The following is a 19335-nucleotide window of genomic DNA, read 5'->3' as shown; positions in this document are numbered from 1 at the left end:
CCGGGGTCCGCGAGATCGGAACCGGCTTTTTCTTCCGCGTCGCGTTACGTCGCGCGACGGTCACCTTTTGTCACGTACGCGGTGTGCCGGTATCGCATAAACGCCCATGTGTGACGAGCGGCAGAAAACCGGCAAAACGCCACCTCTCGCTCTTCCGTAACCCTCGGCCTCAACCCACCCCGCCCGGAAATTCCGCCCGCACCAGAAACCCTCCGTCCGGCGTGTGCCCGGCTTCCAGCAGTCCACCCAGACTCTGGGCACGTTCGCGCAGGCCGACCAGGCCGTGGCCGCCGCCCGGGAGCGCCGGGGCGGGCGCCGAGGCGTCCGGCGGCCCGTTGCGCACCTCCACCCGCAGGCCACGCGGCGCCCCCGGCCCGCCGTCCCCGTCGGCCGCCTGCCCGTCGCGTACCGCCGCGACCCGAACCCGCACCCGCGCCCCCGGCGCATGCTTGCGTACGTTCGTCAGCGCCTCCTGCACCGTACGGAACGCCGCCCGCTCCACCGCCTTCGCGCCGCACGCGCCGTCCGGCACCTCGTGTTCGTAATCGACGTCCAGCGCGCTCATCTTGATCAGCCGCGGCAGTTCGGCGAGATCCGGCTGCGGCGCCAGGTCCCGGGCGTCCGCGGCGCCGCCCCCGGCCGCCCGCAGGATGCCGACCATGTGCCGCAGTTCCTCCAGCGTCCGCACGGACAGCTCGCGGATCGTACGGGCCGACTCCCGCACCGCCTCCTCCCCGGCGCTCACCTGCACCGCCCCGGCCTGGAGGCTGATCAGGCTGACCTGGTGGGCGACCACGTCGTGCATCTCCCGGGCCAGCCGGGCGCGCTCGGTCGCCAGGACCCGTTCCGCGATCAGCCGGTCCTCGCGGCGCAGGCTGTGCGTCAGGTCGGCGATCCGCTCGGCGAGTTCGCGGCGGGTGCGCACCAGCAGGCCCAGCGCGATGGGCGCGGCCGAGGTGACCGTCGCGTCGATCAGCACCTGGACGTTCTCGCGGTCCGCGCCCGGGTCGAGGTCGGAGATCGGGTACGGCAGGAAGTGCGCGGCGATCAGCAGGACGGCGCAGATGCCGAGCCGGAAGCGGCCTGCCCGGACCACGGCGAGCGTGTACAGGGCGATCATCGGCGCGAACCATATGTAGCCGATGTACAGGCCGGGGAGCGTGAACAGGAAGACGATGAGCGGCAGCCGGCGCCGCAGCAGCAGCGCGGCGGCCGCGACCAGGGAGACGCCCAGTTCCAGGCCCATGTCGAGGCCGTTGACGAGGAAGGCGTCCACCATGGACAGCAGCACCGGCACGGCGAGGGACACGCCCCGGCGTACGCCCCCGGGGAAGTCGGGAAAGCCGAGGGAGCCGAAGAAACCGGGGGAGCCGGGAAAGCCGGAGAAGCTGCGGAATCCGCCGGGCCGCTTCACCGGGGCCCGCCCGCGACCAGCCCGGCGCGGTCGGCGAGGATCGCCGCCTGGACGCGGTTGAGCCCGCCCAGCTTGCCCAGCAGCGCCCGTACATGGTCCTTGACCGTGCTCGGCGCCAGCCCCATCCGCTCCGCGATCCGCGCGTTGCCCAGGCCCTCGCCCAGCAGGGCCAGCACTTCCGACTCCCGCGGTGTCAGGGCCCGTACGGCGCGGGCCGCCGCGGCCTGGTCCTCGGCGGTGAGGTAGCCGCCGATCACGGCCCGGGTGACGCCCGGGTCCAGCACGCTGCCGCCCCCGGCCAGCGTCCGTACGGCCCGTACCAGTTGCTCGGGGTCGGAGTCCTTGAGCAGGAATCCGGCCGCGCCCTCGCGCAGCGCCGCGGTCAGGTACTCCTGCGCGTCGAACGTCGTGAGCATGGCCACCGCGGGCGGTTCCGGGGCGGCGCGCAGCCGGCGCAGTACGGTCAGCCCGTCCACGTCCGGCATCCGGATGTCGAGCAGCACCACGTCCGCCGCGTTGTCCAGCACCGCGTCCACGGCCTCGGCGCCGCCGCAGTCCGCGACCAGCTCGATGTCCGGGGCGGTGCCCAGGATCATCCGCAGCCCGGATCTGACCAGCCGCTCGTCGTCCACCACCGCGACACGGATCACCGGCCGCCCCTTCCTGCTCCGCCGTCCTCGGGCCTGCCCGCCGCTCGCGTGCCGGCACCCCCGCCGGACGGCGGGGGTCGGTGCACGACCTGCGGAGGATGCCGTGAGGTGGCGCCCGCGGGCAGAGTGCCTTTCATGCTGCACCACCGAGGGGGCCACAAGCCGACCACGCGGTGCAGCTCACAGTGAGAGCCTGCGCCGGATGCCCGGCCCGGGCGTTCGGTACGGGCTCGGACGGCCGCCGCGACCCCCACACGCGGCGGCCGTCGCTCGTACGTCCTCGGGCCCGCTCCCGGTGCCCTGCGGCACACCACCCGTGATCCATCGCCCGCGACAGGATTTTGCTCACCTCCGGGACAACTTGCCCCCCAACCGTTGCCTCCCGTAACCGCCGCCTCTAGGTTGTGCGCGGTCCGACGCGCGCCGTTCCGTACGGCGTTCCGCGGACCCAACCCCCCTCGGAGCACGGCCCTTCGGGGCACGGCTCGGCATCTCACCGGAGGCTTTCCGTGCAGCACAGACCCCGGCGTTCCCCCACCCCTTCCGACGCTTCGGCACCCGCGGGCATCCGCGCCCGAATAGCCGGCCGCGGCCGTAAGCGGCTGCGCCTGACCGCCGCGGCGGCCGGTCTCGCCCTCGTCAGCGGCCTCGCCGCCACCGCATCGGCTTCTCCCGCGGACTCCGCGGCGCCCGCGTCCGCGCCGCCCGCGGCCTCCCGCACCCAGCAGGTCGAGTACTTCGCCCCCGACGGCCACCCGCGCCACACCACCGTCCCGGTGGCCACCCCCAAGCGCCTGGCCGACGCCCACCGCGCCCCCTCCGCCGCCGGGCTTGCCGCCGACGGCGACGTGACCTCGGTCATCCGTAACGGCGCCACCGACAAGAAGGTCGACGTCGTCTTCATCGGCGACGGCTACACCCTCGCCCAGCAGAAGGACTTCCACGCCGACGCCAAGGCGAAGTGGGAGCAGATCTCCAAGGTCGAGCCGTACGCCTCGAACCGCAAGCTGTTCAACGTCTGGACGGTGGACGCCGTCTCCAACCAGTCCGGTGTCTCCGGCGACCCGGGCAAGGACGTGGTCAAGGACACCGCGCTGGACTCGCACTTCTGGTGCGACGGCATCGAGCGGCTGCTGTGCGTGGACACCGGCAAGGTCGAGTCGTACGCGGGCAAGGCCCCGGACGCCGACCTGGTCATCGTGCTCTCCAACTCCCGCAAGTACGGCGGCGCCGGCTACAACGACATCACCTCGCCGGTCGGCTACGACGGCATCGCCACCGCCTCCTCGGACCACCCCGACTCCGCGCAGGTGGCGGTCCACGAGACCGGTCACTCGCTCGGCAAGCTGGCCGACGAGTACGTCTACGACACCAACGGCACGTACACCGGTGCCGAGCCGAGCGCGCCCAACATCACCAAGATGAGCGTCGCGGAGATGAAGGCCAAGAAGGCGAAGTGGTACCGCTACCTGGGCCAGAACTCGCCGGACGGCGGCAAGGTCGGCGCCTTCGAGGGCGGCGGCTACTACCCGCGCGGCCTCTACCGGCCCACCGACAACTCGATCATGCGCACGCTGGGCAGGGAGTTCAACCTGCCCGGCCGTCAGGCCATGATCGACGGGTTCCACCGGCACACGGGCCGCTGAGCCGGTCCTCGTAGGAGCCGTACGCACTGAACGACCGGCCGGTCGCCAGGACCACCACGGAGGTCGTGGCGGCCAGCTCGTACGCGGTCAGCACCAGCGACAGCGTGCTCTCACCGGTGACGAACGGGCCGCCGAAGAAGCCGGTGACGGTCAGCAGCACCACGGTCCGCACGGTCAGGTACAGCTCCACCGCGGCGAACACCAGGAGCGCGCCGCGCACGTCACGGTTGCTGCGGACCGCGAGCACGCCCAGCACCAGCAGGACCACCACCGACGACAGCGTGGTGAACTCGCTGGAGTGGGACAGCTGGACGGCGCCGGCGGCGGCGCCGTCCAGCGCGCTGCGCAGGTAGGTGCCCACGTCGATGCGCTCCTCGGACATGCCCCACACCGTCCAGGCGAGCCGCAGCGCGGCCATCCCCAGGAAGAGCACCCCGCAGATACGGGAGAGCCGGCGCCGCCACCAGGAGTCGGCGTCGGCGCACGACCGTTTTGTCACGGCGGGCCGGAGACCGTCGCGCGCCCCCGCGCGCGCCGTCTCCGCGCCCCCGGCCGACCGCTCCACGGCGGGCAGCAGCGCGACGACCACGACCAGCGCCGCCACCAGGCCCAGGGCCCGGGTCGCCAGCACCCAGCCGCCGAGCGCCTCGGTGGCGTACACCTGCCGGTAGCCGGCGTGGCACAGGCCGACGATCTCGCGCCCGGACTGGGCCAGGATCACCCAGCCGAGCAGCAGCGCGCCCGTCCGCGCCACCCGCCGCAGCGCCAGCGCGCCGGCCGCGACCGCCAGCAGCGCGACGACCAGCGCCCATTCGCCGGGCCCGAGCGTCCACATGAAGAAGGAGGCGCGCGGGTTGAAGAGTCCCTCGAAGAAGTCCCACACGCTGCCGTCGCCCTGGATGATCCCGTAGACCGTCCAGGCGGTCAGCGCGCCTCCGTAGACGGCGAGGGCGGCCCCCGCCGTACGGTACGCGCGCGCGTGCCCGGGGGCCGCCCGGCCGGGGTCGGGGCCGGGCCGGACGTCCACCGCACCACCGTCCTGCATCACCATGTCCGACCCCCGATCCGCCGCGCCGTGCTCACCCGCGCCGGCCCGTGTGCTGCCGACTGCCCACTGTTCGCTGCCCGGTCACCGCTGCCCTGTGCTGCTGCCGCCTCACTGTTTCAAGGACGGCGACACAGGCGGCGGAGGTTCCCTTCCGTGTGTCGTGGGGCACGGTCCGTGTCCGGTACCGCGGCACCGGCCGCTCTCCGTACGGCCGGGCTCCTCACCCTCTGCCCACGGGGGCGCGCCGCAATCGTGTGCCCCCGCCCCCTGTACCCCGCGTGCACCGTCCGCCGCTCGCGGCACCGGCGCCGGACCACGGCAGGTGGGGCAAGATGACCCCATGGGGAGCTTCGGGGGCGAGGGCCGGCTCATCGCCGGCCGCTATCGCCTGGGCGAACGGCTCGGCCGCGGCGGCATGGGCACGGTCTGGCGCGCCACCGACGAACTGCTGGCCCGTCAGGTCGCCGTGAAGGTCCTGCACGTGGACGAGGAGCCCGGCGAGCGGGGCGGCGTGACCCGTGCGGGCGGCCCCGACGCCGCGGCCCAGCGGGAGCGGGCGGTGCGCGAGGCCCGGACCGTCGCGCGGATCAGGCACCCGAACGTGATCGTCGTGCACGATGTCGTCGAACAGGACGGCCGCGCCTGGATCGTCATGGAGCTGGTCGACGGCCAGTCCCTCGCGGACCGGCTCATCGGCGGCGGCCCGCTCGCACCCCGCGAAGTGGCCCGTATCGGCCTGGCTTTGCTGGGCGCCCTCAGGGCGTCCCACACTCTCGGCGTGCTGCACCGCGACATCAAGCCCGCCAACGTCCTGCTGGAGGAGGGCACCGGCCGGGTCGTCCTCACCGACTTCGGGGTCGCCAAGGTGTCCGGCAGTACGACGCTGACCGAGTCCGGCGGCTTCGTCGGCTCGCCGGAGTACACCGCGCCCGAGCGGATGGCCGGCCGACCCGCGGGCCCGGCCGCGGACCTGTGGTCGGTGGGGGTGCTGCTGTGCGCGGCGCTAAGCGGGGAGACGCCGTTCCGCCGCGATTCGCTGGGCGGCGTACTGAGCGCGGTCATGGACGACGAGATCGAACTGTCCGAACCGGCCCGCCCCCTCCTGGCCGTCGTCCGCGGCCTCCTGGAACGCGATCCGGCCCGGCGCCTGGACGTCATCGCCACCGAGCGTCTGCTGCGCGGCTACCTCCAGTCGGGCCGCGCCCCCGAGACGCCGCCGCCTCCGTCACCCGCCCCCGAACGCCCGGCGCCCGCCCAGGAACCGGGCCGTACGCACGGCGTCCCGATACCGGACGCCATAGCGGACCGCGCGCTCGCCGCCGCGGCCCGCCCGCACACCGGGCGCGGGCGCACCGCGTTCATCGTGGGCGTGGCCGTGTGCGTGCTGGCGGGCGCGGGCCTCGGTATCGCGGCGCTGGTCCGCAGGGGCGGGGACGGGGACGGGAAGGACGGCGACCCCGGGCCCACCCGGTCCCACCCCTCGCAGGAACGTTCGGGCACCTCCCGTACGCCGTCTCCGCCCGTCTCCTCCTCACCCGCCTCGACCTCCGCACCGCGCCTGTCACCTGACGGCGGCCGGTCCGGGCGGCATGGAGTGTCCGAAGAGCCGGGGCACCCGAGGGCGGCGGGGCTCGCCCGGACACCGGTCGCCTGGTCCGTCCCCGGACCGGTCGCCCGCTCCGTCCCACCGCACAACCCCGCAGGACAGCCCCCTCGTGGCCAGCAAACACTGGCGCGATGGTGCGTATCGCGTGAAAACTCGTTACCGGTGGGTACCCAAAGCGTCCGGCGCGTCATACGCTCGCCCGCATGACGGACTCGCAGGACACCGGAACCCGCTCCTCCGCACCCGCCGGCACCGTTTCCGCCGACGCGCCCTCGGACGGCAATCCCGTCGCCCGCGCCGCCGCCGGCACCCGTACCGCCGCCGACGTGGTCACGCCGCATCTGGCAGCCCGCCTCGCCCGCGGCGTCACCGGCAGCGGCCGTACCGCCAACCACACGCCGTTCACCGGCGAGAAGCTGGCGGACCTGCCCGAGTCCACCCCCGAGGACGTGGCGACCGCCTTCGAGCGCGCCCGTGCGGCCCAGCGCGCCTGGGCCGAGGTCCCCGTACGGCAGCGCGCGGCCGTCCTGCTGCGCTTCCACGACCTGGTCCTGCGCCGCCAGGCCGAGGTGCTGGACCTGATCCAGCTGGAGACCGGCAAGGCCCGGCTGCACGCCCACGAGGAGGTCCAGGCCGTCGCCGTCGCGGCCCGCCACTACGGCCGCAAGGCCCCCGCGTACCTGCGCCCCCGCGGCCACACCGGTGTCGTACCGGCCCTCACCAAGGTCACCGAACTGCGCCACCCCCGCGGCGTCGTCGGCCAGATCGCCCCCTGGAACTACCCCTTCGAGCTGTCCGTCGGCGACGCGCTGCCCGCCTTCGCCGCGGGCAACGCCGTCGTCATGAAGCCCGACACGGAGACCGCGCTGACCGCCCTGTGGGCCCGCGAGCAGCTCATCGAGGCCGGGCTGCCGCCGGAGGTCTGGCAGGTCGTCCTCGGTGACGGCCCGGTCATCGGCCCCGAGGTCGTCAAGCACGCCGACTACGTCTCCTTCACCGGCTCCACCCGCACCGGCCGCGAGGTCGCCCAGGGCGCCGCCGCCCGCCTGGTCGGCGTCTCCCTCGAACTCGGCGGCAAGAACGCCATGCTGGTGCTGCACGACGCCGACATCGACAAGGCCGCGGCGGGCGCCGTACGCGGCTGCTTCTCGTCCGCGGGCCAGCTGTGCATCTCCATAGAGCGGCTGTACGTCCACGAGTCCATAGCCGACGCCTTCCTGGAGCGCTTCGCCGCCCGCACGAAGGCACTGCGCCTGGGCAACGCCCTCGCCTACGGCGCCGACATGGGCTCGCTCGTCGGCGAGCGGCAGCTGGAGACCGTCACCCGGCACGTGGACGAGGCCGTCGCCAAGGGCGCCAAGCTCGTCGCCGGCGGCCGCCCCCGCCCCGACATCGGCCCGCTGTTCTACGAGCCCACCATCCTCGACGGTGTCGAGCCCCCCATGGCCGTGTGCGAGGAGGAAACGTTCGGCCCGGTCGTCTCGATCTACCGCTTCCGCGACGAGGACGAGGCGGTCGCCCGCGCCAACGCCACCCCGTACGGCCTGAACTCCAGCGTCTGGACCGAGGACGGCCGCCGTGGCCGGGCCGTCGCCGCGCGCCTGCGCACCGGCACGGTCAACGTCAACGAGGCGTACGCCGCGGGCTACGGCAGCGTCCAGTCCCCGATGGGCGGCATGGGCGACTCCGGCCTCGGCCGCCGGCACGGCTCCGAGGGCATCCTCAAGTACACCGAGGCGCAGACCGTCGCCCACCAGCGCCTGATGCCGCTCGCCCCGTCGTTCGGCATGGACGACGAGAAGTACGCGGCGTTCATAACCCGCAGCCTGCGCGTGCTGAAGGCGCTCCGTATGCGCTGATCCGCCTGCGCCGATCCGCCCGCGCCGAGACCCGGGCCGCGAGCCCGCCGAGACCGAGGGAGCGCCAGTGCCCCAGGACAACCCTGCCCAAAACCAGCACGACCCGTCCGAGGCGGACGGCTACGACTACGACGTCCTCGTCATCGGCTCCGGCTTCGGCGGCTCCGTCTCCGCGCTCCGCCTGACCGAGAAGGGCTACCGCGTCGGCGTCCTGGAGGCCGGGCGCCGCTTCACCCGCGCCACCCTGCCGAAGAACTCCTGGGACCTGAAGAACTACCTGTGGGCCCCGGCCCTCGGCTGCTACGGCATCCAGCGCGTCCACCTGCTCGGCAACGTCATGGTGCTGGCCGGCGCCGGGGTCGGCGGCGGCTCGCTCAACTACGCCAACACCCTCTACGTACCGCCGAAGCAGTTCTTCGAGGACCGGCAGTGGGGGCACATCACCGACTGGCAGGACGAGCTCAAGCCGTACTACGACCAGGCGCGGCGCATGCTCGGCGTCCGCCTGAATCCGACCATGACCCCCTCGGACGTCCACCTGAAGGCCGCCGCCGAGAAGATGGGCGTCGGCGACACGTTCCACCTGGCCCCGGTCGGCGTGTTCTTCGGGGACGGCGAGGACAGCGACGGTACGGCGAAGGCCGCGCCCGGTGCCGAGGTGTCCGACCCGTACTTCGGCGGCGCCGGGCCCGCCCGCCGGGCCTGCACCGAATGCGGCGAGTGCATGACCGGCTGCCGGCACGGCGCCAAGAACACCCTCACCGAGAACTACCTCCATCTCGCCGAGCGGGCGGGCGCCGTCATCCACCCGATGACCTCGGTCGTCACCGTCACGGAGGACTCCCGCGGCGGCTTCGCCGTCGGTACGCTGCCCACCGACGACAAGCGCAAGGGCCGCGGCCGTACGTTCACGGCCCGCCGGGTGATCGTCGCCGCGGGCACGTACGGCACCCAGACCCTCCTGCACAAGATGAGGGACAGCGGCCTGCTGCCGCTCATTTCCCCTCGCCTCGGCGAACTGACCCGCACCAACTCCGAGGCCCTGGTGGGCGCGCAGACCGACGACCGCCGCTACCGCAAGGCGCACGGCGCGCCCAAGGCCGACTTCACCCGCGGCGTCGCCATCACCTCGTCCGTCCACCCCAACGCCGTCACCCATATCGAGCCGGTGCGTTACGGCAAGGGCTCCAACGCGATGGGCAGCCTGTCCGTCCTCCAGGTCCCGATCCCCAAGCGCGCGCCCCGCGCCCTCGCCTGGGCGGCCAACTGCGCCCGCCACCCGCTCCTGCTGCTGCGTTCACTGTCCAACCGCCGCTGGTCGGAGCGGACCATCATCGGCCTGGTCATGCAGTCCCTGGACAACTCGCTGACCACGTACCGCAAACCGGGCGGCCTCGGAAAGGGCCTGCTCACCGCGCGCCAGGGCCACGGCGCGCCCAACCCGCAGCAGATTCCGGAGGCCACCGAGGCCGCCACCCTGCTCGCCCAGGAGATCAACGGTTTCGCGGGCAGCAATGTCGGCGAGCTGATGGGCACCCCGCTGACCGCGCACTTCCTGGGCGGCTGCCCGATCGGTGAGGACGCGGACCACGGCGTGATCGACCCGTACCACCGCCTGTACGGGCACCCCGGCATCTCGGTGGTGGACGGCTCGGCGGTCTCCGCGAACCTCGGCGTCAACCCGTCTCTGACCATCACCGCACAGGCCGAACGCGCCATGTCCTTCTGGCCGAACAAGGGCGAGGAGGACACCCGCCCCGCGCCGGGCCGCCCGTACCGGCGGCTGGCCCCGGTGGCACCGAGCCACCCGGCCGTCCCGGAGAAAGCGTTCGCGGCCCTGCGGCTGCCGCTGCTTCCGGTACCGGCCGTACCGCCGCGGTCCCAGTAGCCCCGCCCGGCCCTGTCCCGCCCGGCCCTGTCCCGTCCCGCCCGCCTCAGGCCGCGTCGGCACCCTTCCTGCGGCGTACGGCGAACACCGCGCCCGCACCGAGCGCGACCGCCGCGCCGCCCGCCAGCGCCAGGGTCGGCAGGCCGGAGGACGCGCCGGTGTCGGCCAGCTTTCCGGTGACCGGCAGCTGGACCTGCTGCTTCGTACCGCCCTGCGGCGCCGGCCGGTTGGGGCGGTGGCCGGGCTTGCCGGGCTTGCCCTGCGCGTCCGGTACGTGGGTGCCCGGCTTGCCGCTGCCCGCGGGCAGGATGGTGAAGTCGTAGTCCATGGCCTCCGAGAAGCCGCACTCGTGGTCCGCGTTCGCGTACCAGCCCACGCTGACCGCGCCGCCGTAACTGGCGGGCGTTTTCGCGTCCGCCTTCAGGCGCAGCTTGGCCTCCGCGTACTCACCGGGGCGCAGCCCGTCGCGGCCACCGAGGGAAGCGAAGAACCCGTCGTTCTCCTCCGCGGCGGGTACCCGCTTCCAAGTCCCCGTTCTGGCGTCGAGCCACTGGAAGGTCAGGTGGTCCGAGACGTCATCGGTGGTCGGGTCCTTCAGGGCGTAGACCAGCGCGAAGGCGCTCACTGACGTGATGTGCTCACCGGAGATGTTGGTGGCGCGGAAGGTGAAGTCCACCCATCCGGAACCGGCGACGATCTTGCTGGGCAGGCCGCGGAGTTCGGTACGGACCGCCCGCTCGCTGGAGTAGTCGGAGCACTCGATCTCGTCGGACGGGGTGGTCGTGGGGGTGGCGGCCCGGTGCTTCTTGACGGGAGGGGTCTTCTCGGCAGTCGGCGTCTTCTTGGCCGGCGGTGTCTTCTCGTCGGCCGGGCCGGGCGCCGGGGAGTTCGAGGACGGGGTCGTGACCGGCGTCGGCGTGGCCGTGGGTGTGCCGGTCGCGGTGGCCGTCGGGCTCTGGCCCGGCGTTTCGGTGGCGTACGCGGCGGGCGCCGCCAGCAGGGCGGCGGGGGCCATGGCGGCCGTCGCGGAGACGGCGGCCAGGGCGCGGCGGAGCTTCATCGTGAAGACCTCTCGGGACCGAAGTGCCATGAGCACGGCACGAGTTCGTGAGACAGGCCGTCGCGGTGGGGCGCGGGATGGCCGGGCGATTGCAGATACTGACCGGCCATGACCGGAAAAGGTTGCACAATTCACCGCGGAGGATTCACCACTGACCACGGAAGTGCCGCTCGCCACCAGGGCGCGAGACGCGGCGAAGGGCCCCGGGGCGCCGTCCGCGAGGGGGGCGGACGGCCGCGGGGCCCTTGGCTTGCGGCGCCGGCGTCAGGGCGGCGTCGGCGCCGATGGGGCGGCGCCGGGGAAAGCGCCGCCGCAGGCTTTCAAGTTGTCCGGGGAGGGTGCCCCGTGTGTCCGGGGGCGGGCGCCCTGCACGGTCGCGGCGCCCGTCGCCTTCGCGCCGACGGCCCGCGTCGCAACCGTTCCGACCGGATGCGGCCGGCTCCAAGCGTCCCCGGAACCGGCCGCCCCATCGGATGTGGCCGGGCTGCTGTCCCCTGCTGACCGGCCACAACACCGCAGCGAGGTCCCACGACGCGGGCCGCTCCAAGTCGGCCGACGTCTCATCGCTCCGGCGGATCCGCCCACGGGCGGCGTCTACGCGTAGTCCTGCAGACCGCACCTGGCTGGCGTGGCACCCGGAACAACGAAGCCCGGCGGGGGCCGGTCACGGCGCCGTACGGGTGAGTCGCCGGTCCGCCGGGCGCGCCCGTACGCCGTTGACGTGCGCCTCGTACGCCGGTCCGCGCGCCCGGCCCGTAAGCCCCTCAGACGCGGCCGCGGCACAGCTCCAGCAGCGTCATGGCCAGCGCGGTGCCGGGCCGGCCGAGCTGGCCCCTGTAGTGCTCCAGGATCTCCATCTCGCGCGACAGGTTCACCCGGCGCCCGCCGGAGCCGATGCGCTCACGCTGGATGACGGCCGAGACCGCCATCCGTTCCTGTACGAGGCCGATGATCCGCCCGTCGAGATCGTCGATCCGCGCCCGGGCATCGGTGATCACACCGGCCGCGGCTTCGGTGCGGGCACCGGTGTCGGTGGTCGCCGGGGCCTTCACGGGGGCCGCCGGGGCCGCCGCCGGGGTGCTCGTCAGATCCGTCACAGCCTGGACGCCGCTCATACCGCTCATGTCCGTCACTCCTGGGGTTCCGGACCCCCGCAGCCACCGTCCGTACCGTCTGCGGCCCCGCCCGCTCCGGTGAAACACAGAGCGCCCCGGGCCTTGTCGGCCCGGGGCGCCTGGGAAGTCGCTCGTCAGTTGATCAAGCAGCACGACCATGGCAGCCGGACGGGCCGGTGCCATAGGTAAAGACGAAGGTCAGCTGCTTGTACATGGCGCTCAGTATGAGCCCGTTAGAATCGAAAGTCCAACCCCTTGCACCACCACCGCCGGAAGGCCGCCGAAGTGCCATCAGCGTCACCTGCTGCCGCCCCCGACGTCGTCCTGGTAGTCGACTTCGGCGCGCAGTACGCCCAGCTCATCGCCCGCCGCGTACGCGAAGCCCGGGTCTACAGCGAGATCGTCCCGTCCACCATGCCGGTGGCCGAGATGCTCGCCAAGAACCCCAAGGCGATCATCCTCTCCGGCGGCCCGTCGTCGGTCTACGCCGAGGACGCCCCCAGCCTGGACCGCTCCCTGTTCGAGGCCGGTGTCCCGGTCTTCGGCATGTGCTACGGCTTCCAGCTCATGGCCACCACCCTCGGCGGCACCGTCGACAACACCGGCGCCCGCGAGTACGGCCGTACCGACCTGCACGTCTCCAAGAGCGCCTCGACCCTCTTCGAGGGCACCCCGGCCGAGCAGCCGGTGTGGATGTCGCACGGCGACGCCTGCTCCGCCGCGCCCGAGGGCTTCACCGTCACGGCCTCCACGGACATGGTCCCGGTCGCCGCCTTCGAGAACGACGAGAAGAAGCTGTACGGCGTGCAGTACCACCCCGAGGTGATGCACTCCACGCACGGCCAGCAGGTCCTGGAGCACTTCCTCTACCGGGGAGCGGGCATCGAGCCGGTGTGGACCACCACCAACGTCGTCGACGAACAGGTCGCGGCCATCCGTGAGCAGGTCGGCAGCGCGCGGGCGATCTGCGGCCTGTCCGGCGGCGTGGACTCCGCGGTGGCCGCCGCCCTCGTCCAGAAGGCCATCGGCGACCAGCTGACCTGCGTCTACGTCGACCACGGCCTGATGCGCAAGGGTGAGACCGAGCAGGTCGAGAAGGACTTCGTGGCCGCCACCGGCGTCCAGCTGAAGGTTGTCGACGCCTCCGAGCGCTTCCTGAAGGCGCTGGCCGGCGTCTCCGACCCGGAGCAGAAGCGGAAGATCATCGGCCGCGAGTTCATCCGGGTCTTCGAGCAGGCCCAGGCGGAGATCGTCGCCGAGTCCGGCGCGGCCGGCGAGCCCGTGAAGTTCCTGGTCCAGGGCACGCTCTACCCCGACATCGTGGAGTCCGGCGGCGGCACCGGCACCGCGAACATCAAGTCCCACCACAACGTCGGCGGCCTCCCCGAGGACCTGGAGTTCGAGCTCATCGAGCCGCTGCGCCAGCTCTTCAAGGACGAGGTCCGCGCGGTCGGCGCCGAGCTGGGCCTGCCGGACGAGATCGTCCAGCGCCAGCCGTTCCCCGGCCCCGGCCTGGGCATCCGCATCGTCGGCGAGGTCACCAAGGAGCGCCTCGACCTCCTGCGCGAGGCCGACGCCATCGCCCGCGAGGAGCTGACCGCGGCCGGCCTGGACCGCGAGATCTGGCAGTGCCCGGTGGTCCTGCTCGCGGACGTCCGCAGCGTCGGCGTCCAGGGCGACGGCCGCTCCTACGGCCACCCGGTCGTGCTGCGCCCGGTCTCCTCCGAGGACGCGATGACCGCCGACTGGACCCGCATGCCGTACGACGTGCTGGCCCGCATCTCCACCCGCATCACCAACGAGGTCGCCGAGGTGAACCGCGTCGTCCTCGACGTCACCAGCAAGCCCCCGGGCACCATCGAGTGGGAGTAACCCCTCCGTAGGGCCCACCCCAGGTCAACGCCACAGCCGTCGCTCATCAGTTTGAGCGGCGGCTGTGGCGTTCGGGGTAGGCGCCCCGGCCGCACGGGCAACACTGAGGCATGCGAACACCCGTGCCACTCGCCGAGCCCCACCCCGACCCACCCACCCGCCACGAACTCCTCGACGGCACCCGCGTCCCGAGGCCCCCGCAGACCCTCTTCCGCATGCGCGCCATACGGCTCCTGGAGTGGTGCCTGCTGGCCCAGGCGCCCGCCGCCTCCGACGTCCTCCGCCAGTTCGCCATAGCCCTGGACAAGCGCAACCACCCGGAGCCCGACGTCCTGGTGACCCGGCCCGGGGTGGACATGTCTGCGCAGCAGACCCACCTCGACCCACAGGACGTCACGCTGGTGATCGAGATCGTCTCGGAGGACACCGCCGACCGCGACCGCGAGGCGACTCGCATGTACGCCGCCCACGGCATCCGGCACTTCTGGCGGGTCGAGGAGGGCAGCGAGGGCTTGCCGGTGGTGTACGTCCACGAACTCGACCCCGCGACCAGGACCTACGTCCGCACGGGAATCCACCGCAACCGACTCAAGCTCGCGGAGCCCTTCGCCATCGATATCGACCTCACGGCGATCGGCCACCGCCGATGACCACCAGCACCCCACGGCACTCACCAGCCCGGCGGGCCCCGGACAGCTACACCACCCACGACCTGCTGGCGCCGCCCGACATCCCCGCGCACGTGGAGCTGATCGACGGGTGCCTGCTGTCCCAGGGGCGGCAGACCGCCTTCCACAGCCTTGTGATCGATCTGCTGCGGGCGGGGCTGTGCCGCACCGCCCCGCCCGGGCTGACGGCGCGGTGCCGGATGACGGTGGTGATCGACAAGCGGAACGCCCCCGAGCCGGACCTCGTGATCGTCCAGGCGGCGGCCGCACGCAGCCGGGACCAGCTGAGTTTTCACGCACGTGATGTGCTGCTCGCCGTGGAGGTCGTCCTTCCGCAGTCCCAGGCGCTGGACCGTGACACCAAGCCCCGTAAGTACGCCGACGCGGGCATCCCGCACTTCTGGCGCGTGGAGAACGACGGGCCGGGCATGTACCCGGTGGTGCACGCGTTCGGGCTCGACCCGGCGACGCGCACCTACCACCCCGTCGGCACCTTCCGCGAGCAGCTGGAGCTCGACGTCCCCTTCGGCATCTCCATCGACCTCACCGAGATCGACCGCCTGTGAACGTTGACGCGCGCTGACAACCCTCCCATGATGAGTTCCGTATAGCGGTGTAAAGAATCCGCCATACGGAAACGAACGAGGAGCGTTGCGCAATGAGCACCATCGCCTTCATCGGCCTCGGCATCATGGGCAGCCCGATGGCCGTCAACCTCGCCCAGGCCGGTCACACGGTGACCGGCTGGAACCGCAGCCCCGGGCGGGCGGAAGCGCTGGTGGCGGCCGGTGGGGCGGAAGCGGCGACGATCGCCGAGGCGGTGCGGGACGCCGAGGTGGTCATCACCATGGTGCCCGCGTCCCCGCAGGTCGAGGCGGTCGCGTACGGGCCCGACGGCATCCTGGAGAACGCCCGCCCCGGCACCCTGCTGATCGACATGTCCTCGATCACCCCGCGGACCTCCGTCGAGCTGGCCGCCGCCGCGGCCGAGAAGGGCGTCCGCGTGCTGGACGCGCCGGTCTCCGGCGGTGAGGCGGGGGCCGTCGAGGGCGTGCTCTCGATCATGGTGGGCGGGGAGCAGGAGGACTTCGACGCCGCCCGGCCGGTCCTGGAAGCCCTGGGCACCACCATCGTGCGGTGCGGTCCGCACGGCGCCGGACAGACCGTCAAGGCCGCCAACCAGCTCATCGTCGCCGTGAACCTCCAAGCGTGCGCCGAGGCCGTCGTTTTCCTGGAGAAGTCGGGCGTCGATCTCGCCGCCGCCCTCGATGTCCTCAACGGCGGCCTGGCGGGTTCGGCCGTGCTCACCCGTAAGAAGGCCAACTTCCTCGACCGGGAATTCGAGCCGGGCTTCAAGCTGGAGCTGCACCACAAGGACATGGGCATCGTCACCGAAGCGGCCCGCACCGTCGGCGCCACGATCCCCGTGGGCGCCGCCGCGGCCGAGCTCGTCGCCTCGGCCGTGGCCTGCGGCGACGGCGCCCTGGACCACTCGGCACTGCTGCGCGGCGTACAGCGGCTGAGTGGGGTTGCGGTGGGGGAGGACAAGTCCGCGTAGCGGCACAGGTGTTGGCCCAGAGGTGTTGATCGGCGCCTGGCAGGGTGTTGCCATGCATGAGACGCCCGAAGACATGAAGCGACTGCAACGCCTGCTCGACGACTCGTACGCCGCGGCGGGCCCGTACCTCCGTTCCGTCATCGCGGCCGAGCGCCGTCTGGACGCCGAGGGTGTCGTAGCCGAGATGGGGACCCTGCGCGTCATGGCCCTGGCCACGACGACATCCGACGGCGAGCGGTTGCAGATCACGGTGCACGGCCGGGCGGCGGAGGTCTTTCCTGCGGAGGACCGCGGGCTGGAGTCCTTCCTGATCGGCGCGTACGGGCGCGAGGCGTGGGAGAGCCGCAGGAGCGCCCACTCCTGGGCCCGGATCGATCCGCACCGGATGATCACATATCGCGATCGGTGACTCGGATCGGCGCCCCGGACCGGTGACCCGGAACTGCTGCCATACCCCTGGTCACTGCAACTACCCACAGGTAGCTTCCGCTTCAAGCCAAGCCAAGCCAAGCCGAGCCGAGCGAAGCAAAGCCCCAAGCGCGAGGAGGAAGCCCATGCCCCACCCCACCCCGCCCACCCCCATACCCACCGACCAGCTCCGTTTCGCCATGCCGCCGCAGCACGCCACCGTCGAGGAGGAGCGGCGCCACCGTAAGGAGCGTCTCGCGGTGGCGCTGCGTCTCTTCGGGCGGTTCGGGTTCGAGGAGGGGGTGGCGGGGCACATCACCGCGCGAGATCCGGAGTTCACCGACTGCTTCTGGGTGAATCCTTTCGGGATGTCGTTCAAGCACATCACGGTCGGTGACCTGATCCTCGTCAACCACGAGGGCAAGGTCGTCGAGGGCCGCTTCCACGTCAACCAGGCGGCGTTCGCGATCCATTCGCAGGTCCACCAGGCCCGCCCGGACGTGATCGCCGCCGCGCACAGCCACTCCGTGTACGGCCGCGCCCTCTCCACCCTCGGCGAGTTGCTGGACCCGATCACCCAGGACGTCTGCGCCTTCTACGAAGATCATGCCCTCTACGACGCATACACCGGGGTCGTCGTGGACGAGGAGGAGGGGCGGCGCATCGCGGCCGCGCTCGGGCCGCACAAGGCCGTGATCCTGCGCAACCACGGCCTGTTGACGGTCGGCGACTCGGTGGACGCGGCGGCCTGGTGGTTCATCACGATGGAACGTTCCTGCCAGGTGCAGCTGACCGCGCGCGCCGCCGGCAAGCCCGTACTGATCGACCACGAGAACGCCGTGCACACCCGGGATCAGCTGGGCAACGACCTGGTCGCGTGGATCAACTACCAGCCCCTGTACCAGCAGATCACCCGCAGCGAACCGGACCTGTTCGACTGAGGCCCCGACCCCCTGCCCCGCCCCCTCGGATATCGACCCCACCCGCACCCCGACGTCAACACAGCGCCCCCTCGTCACCGCCCGTAAACCCTGGCGCACGGCTTCCCGCTCGCTCCCCGTACGGCACAATTCCTGCTCAGTAAGGTGAAGTTGACGACGACTGGTGGTCGGGGCGGAGCGGACGTGTCGGTGGAGACAGCGGGCGGGGCGGCGGGAGCGTCCGGAACGCCCGGAGGGAGCTCGGGGGCGGGAGGGACCGAAGGGTTCCGGGCGGCCGGAGGGCCGGTGCCCGGGGAGCCCGGTGGGGGCGGCGACTGCACGTGCGGGAAGTGCCCGCGCGGCGCGCGCGAGGGGCATCGCCGGGCGGTTGCCGCGTTCGTGGCGCTGCGCGAGGAGTACGCCGCAGGCCGCGGCGTACCGGCCGCGCTCGCGCACTCGGCGGGCGCCGCGCGGCAGTGGGTCTCGGACGAACTGGCCCTCTCGGCCCGTACGGTCGCCGAGCGCGCCGCCGCCGAGGGCGCGGCCTGGCTGGACGCCGTGTGGCGGCGCTCGCTGCTGGTGATGTGGTGCGGCCTGGGCGTACTCCTGCTCGTCCAGGCCCTGACCGCGATCGGCACCGGCTGGACGGTGCAGCGTACGGCGGGCCTGGTCGCCGCGGTGGTCCTCACGCTCGCCCTGACCGGCGCGGCGTGGCGCCACCGCGGTCGCGGCGGCCTGCTCGCACCGCTGGTCGGCGAGGACAACCGGCTCTCGACCTCGCGCACGGTGGCCGCGGGCTGGCTGCTGCTCGTCGCGTACGCCGTCCTCGTACAGGCCGTCCAGCTGGCCGTGGTGACGGACGCGGACGCCCGCGCCGCACACATCGACGGGCTCCAACTTCCGTACGGCGCCGGGCTTCTCGCCGTACTGGCGATCACCTGCGCGGTGGCGGTGCTCGTCCGCCGGGTGGTCGTCGTACGCGTCCAGGGGCGCCGCCTCCAGAAGGTGCGCGCGGAACGGCCGCGCGCGGGCGACCTGCTCACGGACGACGCGGGGCGCGCGAGCCTCACCGACACGCAGTACCTGCTGCTGAACGTCGCGGCCGTCTCCTTCGCCCTGGTGCGCCTTTCCCGCGACCCGTCCCGGCTGCCGGACCTGCCGTGGACGTTCGGCGTGATCGTGGTCATCGGGGCGCTCATGTACGTGGCGGGCAAGTACGCGGAGGGCGGCCGTCCGGTGGTCCTGTCCGTCGTACGGGCCCGGGAGCCGGGCGACCTGGCCGCGCCGATCCGTACCGGCGACGACATCGAGATCCGCGGCACCGGCTTCGTACCGGCGGGCGCGCAGGGCCCGGACCTGCTGGCGCGCACCGTCGTGCGGATCGGCCCGGTGCACGTCCACGTGCCGCTCGTGCCGGTCGCCGGCGGCTTCGCGAACCCGACGGACGGCCTGCTCACCGTGCCCGTACCGGCGGACGTGGAGCCGGGCCGGGTGGAGGTCCGGGTCGTCACGGCGGCGGGCGTGGAGACGAACAGCTACACGATCGACGTACAGGAATGATCACCCCTCGGACCACCGGGGGGCCGCGGGAATGACCGAGGGGGGCACGTCGGGGCGGCCGTA

Annotated in this window: 16 protein-coding genes; 11 read left to right on the top strand and 5 right to left on the bottom strand. The window is 72.7% G+C overall.

The window, feature by feature from the left end:
• Positions 1-169 precede the first annotated feature (169 nt).
• A complete protein-coding gene (locus CP984_RS15620; protein ID WP_003983391.1) occupies positions 170-1414 on the bottom strand; it encodes a sensor histidine kinase in 1245 nt (414 codons plus the stop codon).
• The gene (locus tag CP984_RS15615) at positions 1411-2064 is read right to left on the bottom strand and encodes a response regulator (protein WP_003983392.1); all 654 of its coding nucleotides are present in this window, start codon (positions 2062-2064) and stop codon (positions 1411-1413) included. Before CP984_RS15615 ends, CP984_RS15620 begins: the two co-directional genes overlap by 4 nt.
• Before the next feature lie 509 nt (positions 2065-2573).
• On the opposite strand from CP984_RS15615, the gene CP984_RS15610 reads away from it, so the two are divergent.
• Positions 2574-3710 (top strand): M64 family metallopeptidase, encoded by a 1137-nt coding sequence (locus CP984_RS15610; protein ID WP_003983393.1) that lies wholly within the window; start codon positions 2574-2576, stop codon positions 3708-3710.
• On the opposite strand, the gene CP984_RS15605 is transcribed toward CP984_RS15610, so the two are convergent.
• Positions 3652-4761: a hypothetical protein gene (locus CP984_RS15605; protein ID WP_003983394.1), complete on the bottom strand. Its 1110-nt coding sequence runs from the start codon at positions 4759-4761 to the stop codon at positions 3652-3654. The two genes, CP984_RS15610 and CP984_RS15605, sit on opposite strands and share 59 nt — an antisense overlap.
• A 337-nt stretch (positions 4762-5098) precedes the next feature.
• Here CP984_RS15605 and CP984_RS15600 point away from each other — a divergent pair, with 337 nt between their 5' ends.
• From CP984_RS15600 to CP984_RS15590, 3 genes are all read left to right on the top strand, one after another.
• On the top strand, positions 5099-6571 hold the full coding sequence (locus CP984_RS15600; RefSeq protein ID WP_003983395.1) for a serine/threonine-protein kinase: 1473 nt from the start codon (positions 5099-5101) through the stop codon (positions 6569-6571).
• A complete protein-coding gene (locus CP984_RS15595; protein WP_003983396.1) occupies positions 6568-8223 on the top strand; it encodes a succinic semialdehyde dehydrogenase in 1656 nt (551 codons plus the stop codon). Before CP984_RS15600 ends, CP984_RS15595 begins: the two co-directional genes overlap by 4 nt.
• Positions 8224-8290: 67 nt before the next feature.
• The gene (locus CP984_RS15590; RefSeq protein WP_003983397.1) at positions 8291-10111 is read left to right on the top strand and encodes a GMC family oxidoreductase; all 1821 of its coding nucleotides are present in this window, start codon (positions 8291-8293) and stop codon (positions 10109-10111) included.
• Positions 10112-10157: 46 nt separating this feature from the next.
• Here CP984_RS15590 and CP984_RS15585 read toward each other — a convergent pair whose 3' ends face one another.
• Positions 10158-11171, bottom strand: a complete 1014-nt coding sequence (locus CP984_RS15585; RefSeq protein WP_003983398.1) for an LPXTG cell wall anchor domain-containing protein — start codon at positions 11169-11171, stop codon at positions 10158-10160.
• Positions 11172-11935: 764 nt separating this feature from the next.
• The gene (locus CP984_RS15575) at positions 11936-12295 is read right to left on the bottom strand and encodes a chorismate mutase (RefSeq protein ID WP_003983399.1); all 360 of its coding nucleotides are present in this window, start codon (positions 12293-12295) and stop codon (positions 11936-11938) included.
• Positions 12296-12571: 276 nt separating this feature from the next.
• Here CP984_RS15575 and guaA point away from each other — a divergent pair, with 276 nt between their 5' ends.
• The 7 genes from guaA (at position 12572) to CP984_RS15540 (ending at position 19272) form a co-directional block, all read left to right on the top strand.
• Positions 12572-14158 (top strand): glutamine-hydrolyzing GMP synthase, encoded by a 1587-nt coding sequence (guaA, locus tag CP984_RS15570; protein ID WP_030184813.1) that lies wholly within the window; start codon positions 12572-12574, stop codon positions 14156-14158.
• A 110-nt stretch (positions 14159-14268) separates the two neighbouring features.
• Positions 14269-14808: a Uma2 family endonuclease gene (locus tag CP984_RS15565; protein WP_043980164.1), complete on the top strand. Its 540-nt coding sequence runs from the start codon at positions 14269-14271 to the stop codon at positions 14806-14808.
• Complete coding sequence (locus CP984_RS15560) at positions 14805-15392, top strand: Uma2 family endonuclease (RefSeq protein WP_003983402.1); 588 nt, start codon at positions 14805-14807, stop codon at positions 15390-15392. Before CP984_RS15565 ends, CP984_RS15560 begins: the two co-directional genes overlap by 4 nt.
• Before the next feature lie 56 nt (positions 15393-15448).
• Positions 15449-16384, top strand: a complete 936-nt coding sequence (locus tag CP984_RS15555; protein WP_255304253.1) for a 2-hydroxy-3-oxopropionate reductase — start codon at positions 15449-15451, stop codon at positions 16382-16384.
• A gap of 52 nt (positions 16385-16436) precedes the next feature.
• Entirely contained in the window at positions 16437-16793 is a 357-nt protein-coding gene (locus CP984_RS15550) for a hypothetical protein (RefSeq protein WP_030184817.1), read from the top strand.
• 145 nt (positions 16794-16938) lie between these two features.
• Positions 16939-17733, top strand: coding sequence for a class II aldolase/adducin family protein (locus tag CP984_RS15545; protein ID WP_003983405.1), 795 nt, complete (start codon positions 16939-16941; stop codon positions 17731-17733).
• Positions 17734-18018: 285 nt separating this feature from the next.
• Entirely contained in the window at positions 18019-19272 is a 1254-nt protein-coding gene (locus tag CP984_RS15540; RefSeq protein ID WP_032921271.1) for a hypothetical protein, read from the top strand.
• Positions 19273-19335: the final 63 nt, after the last annotated feature.

It is taken from the genome of Streptomyces rimosus (assembly GCF_008704655.1).
GTDB classification, from domain to species: Bacteria; Actinomycetota; Actinomycetes; order Streptomycetales; family Streptomycetaceae; genus Streptomyces; species Streptomyces rimosus.
This window is presented reverse-complemented; position numbering and strand designations above follow the sequence as displayed.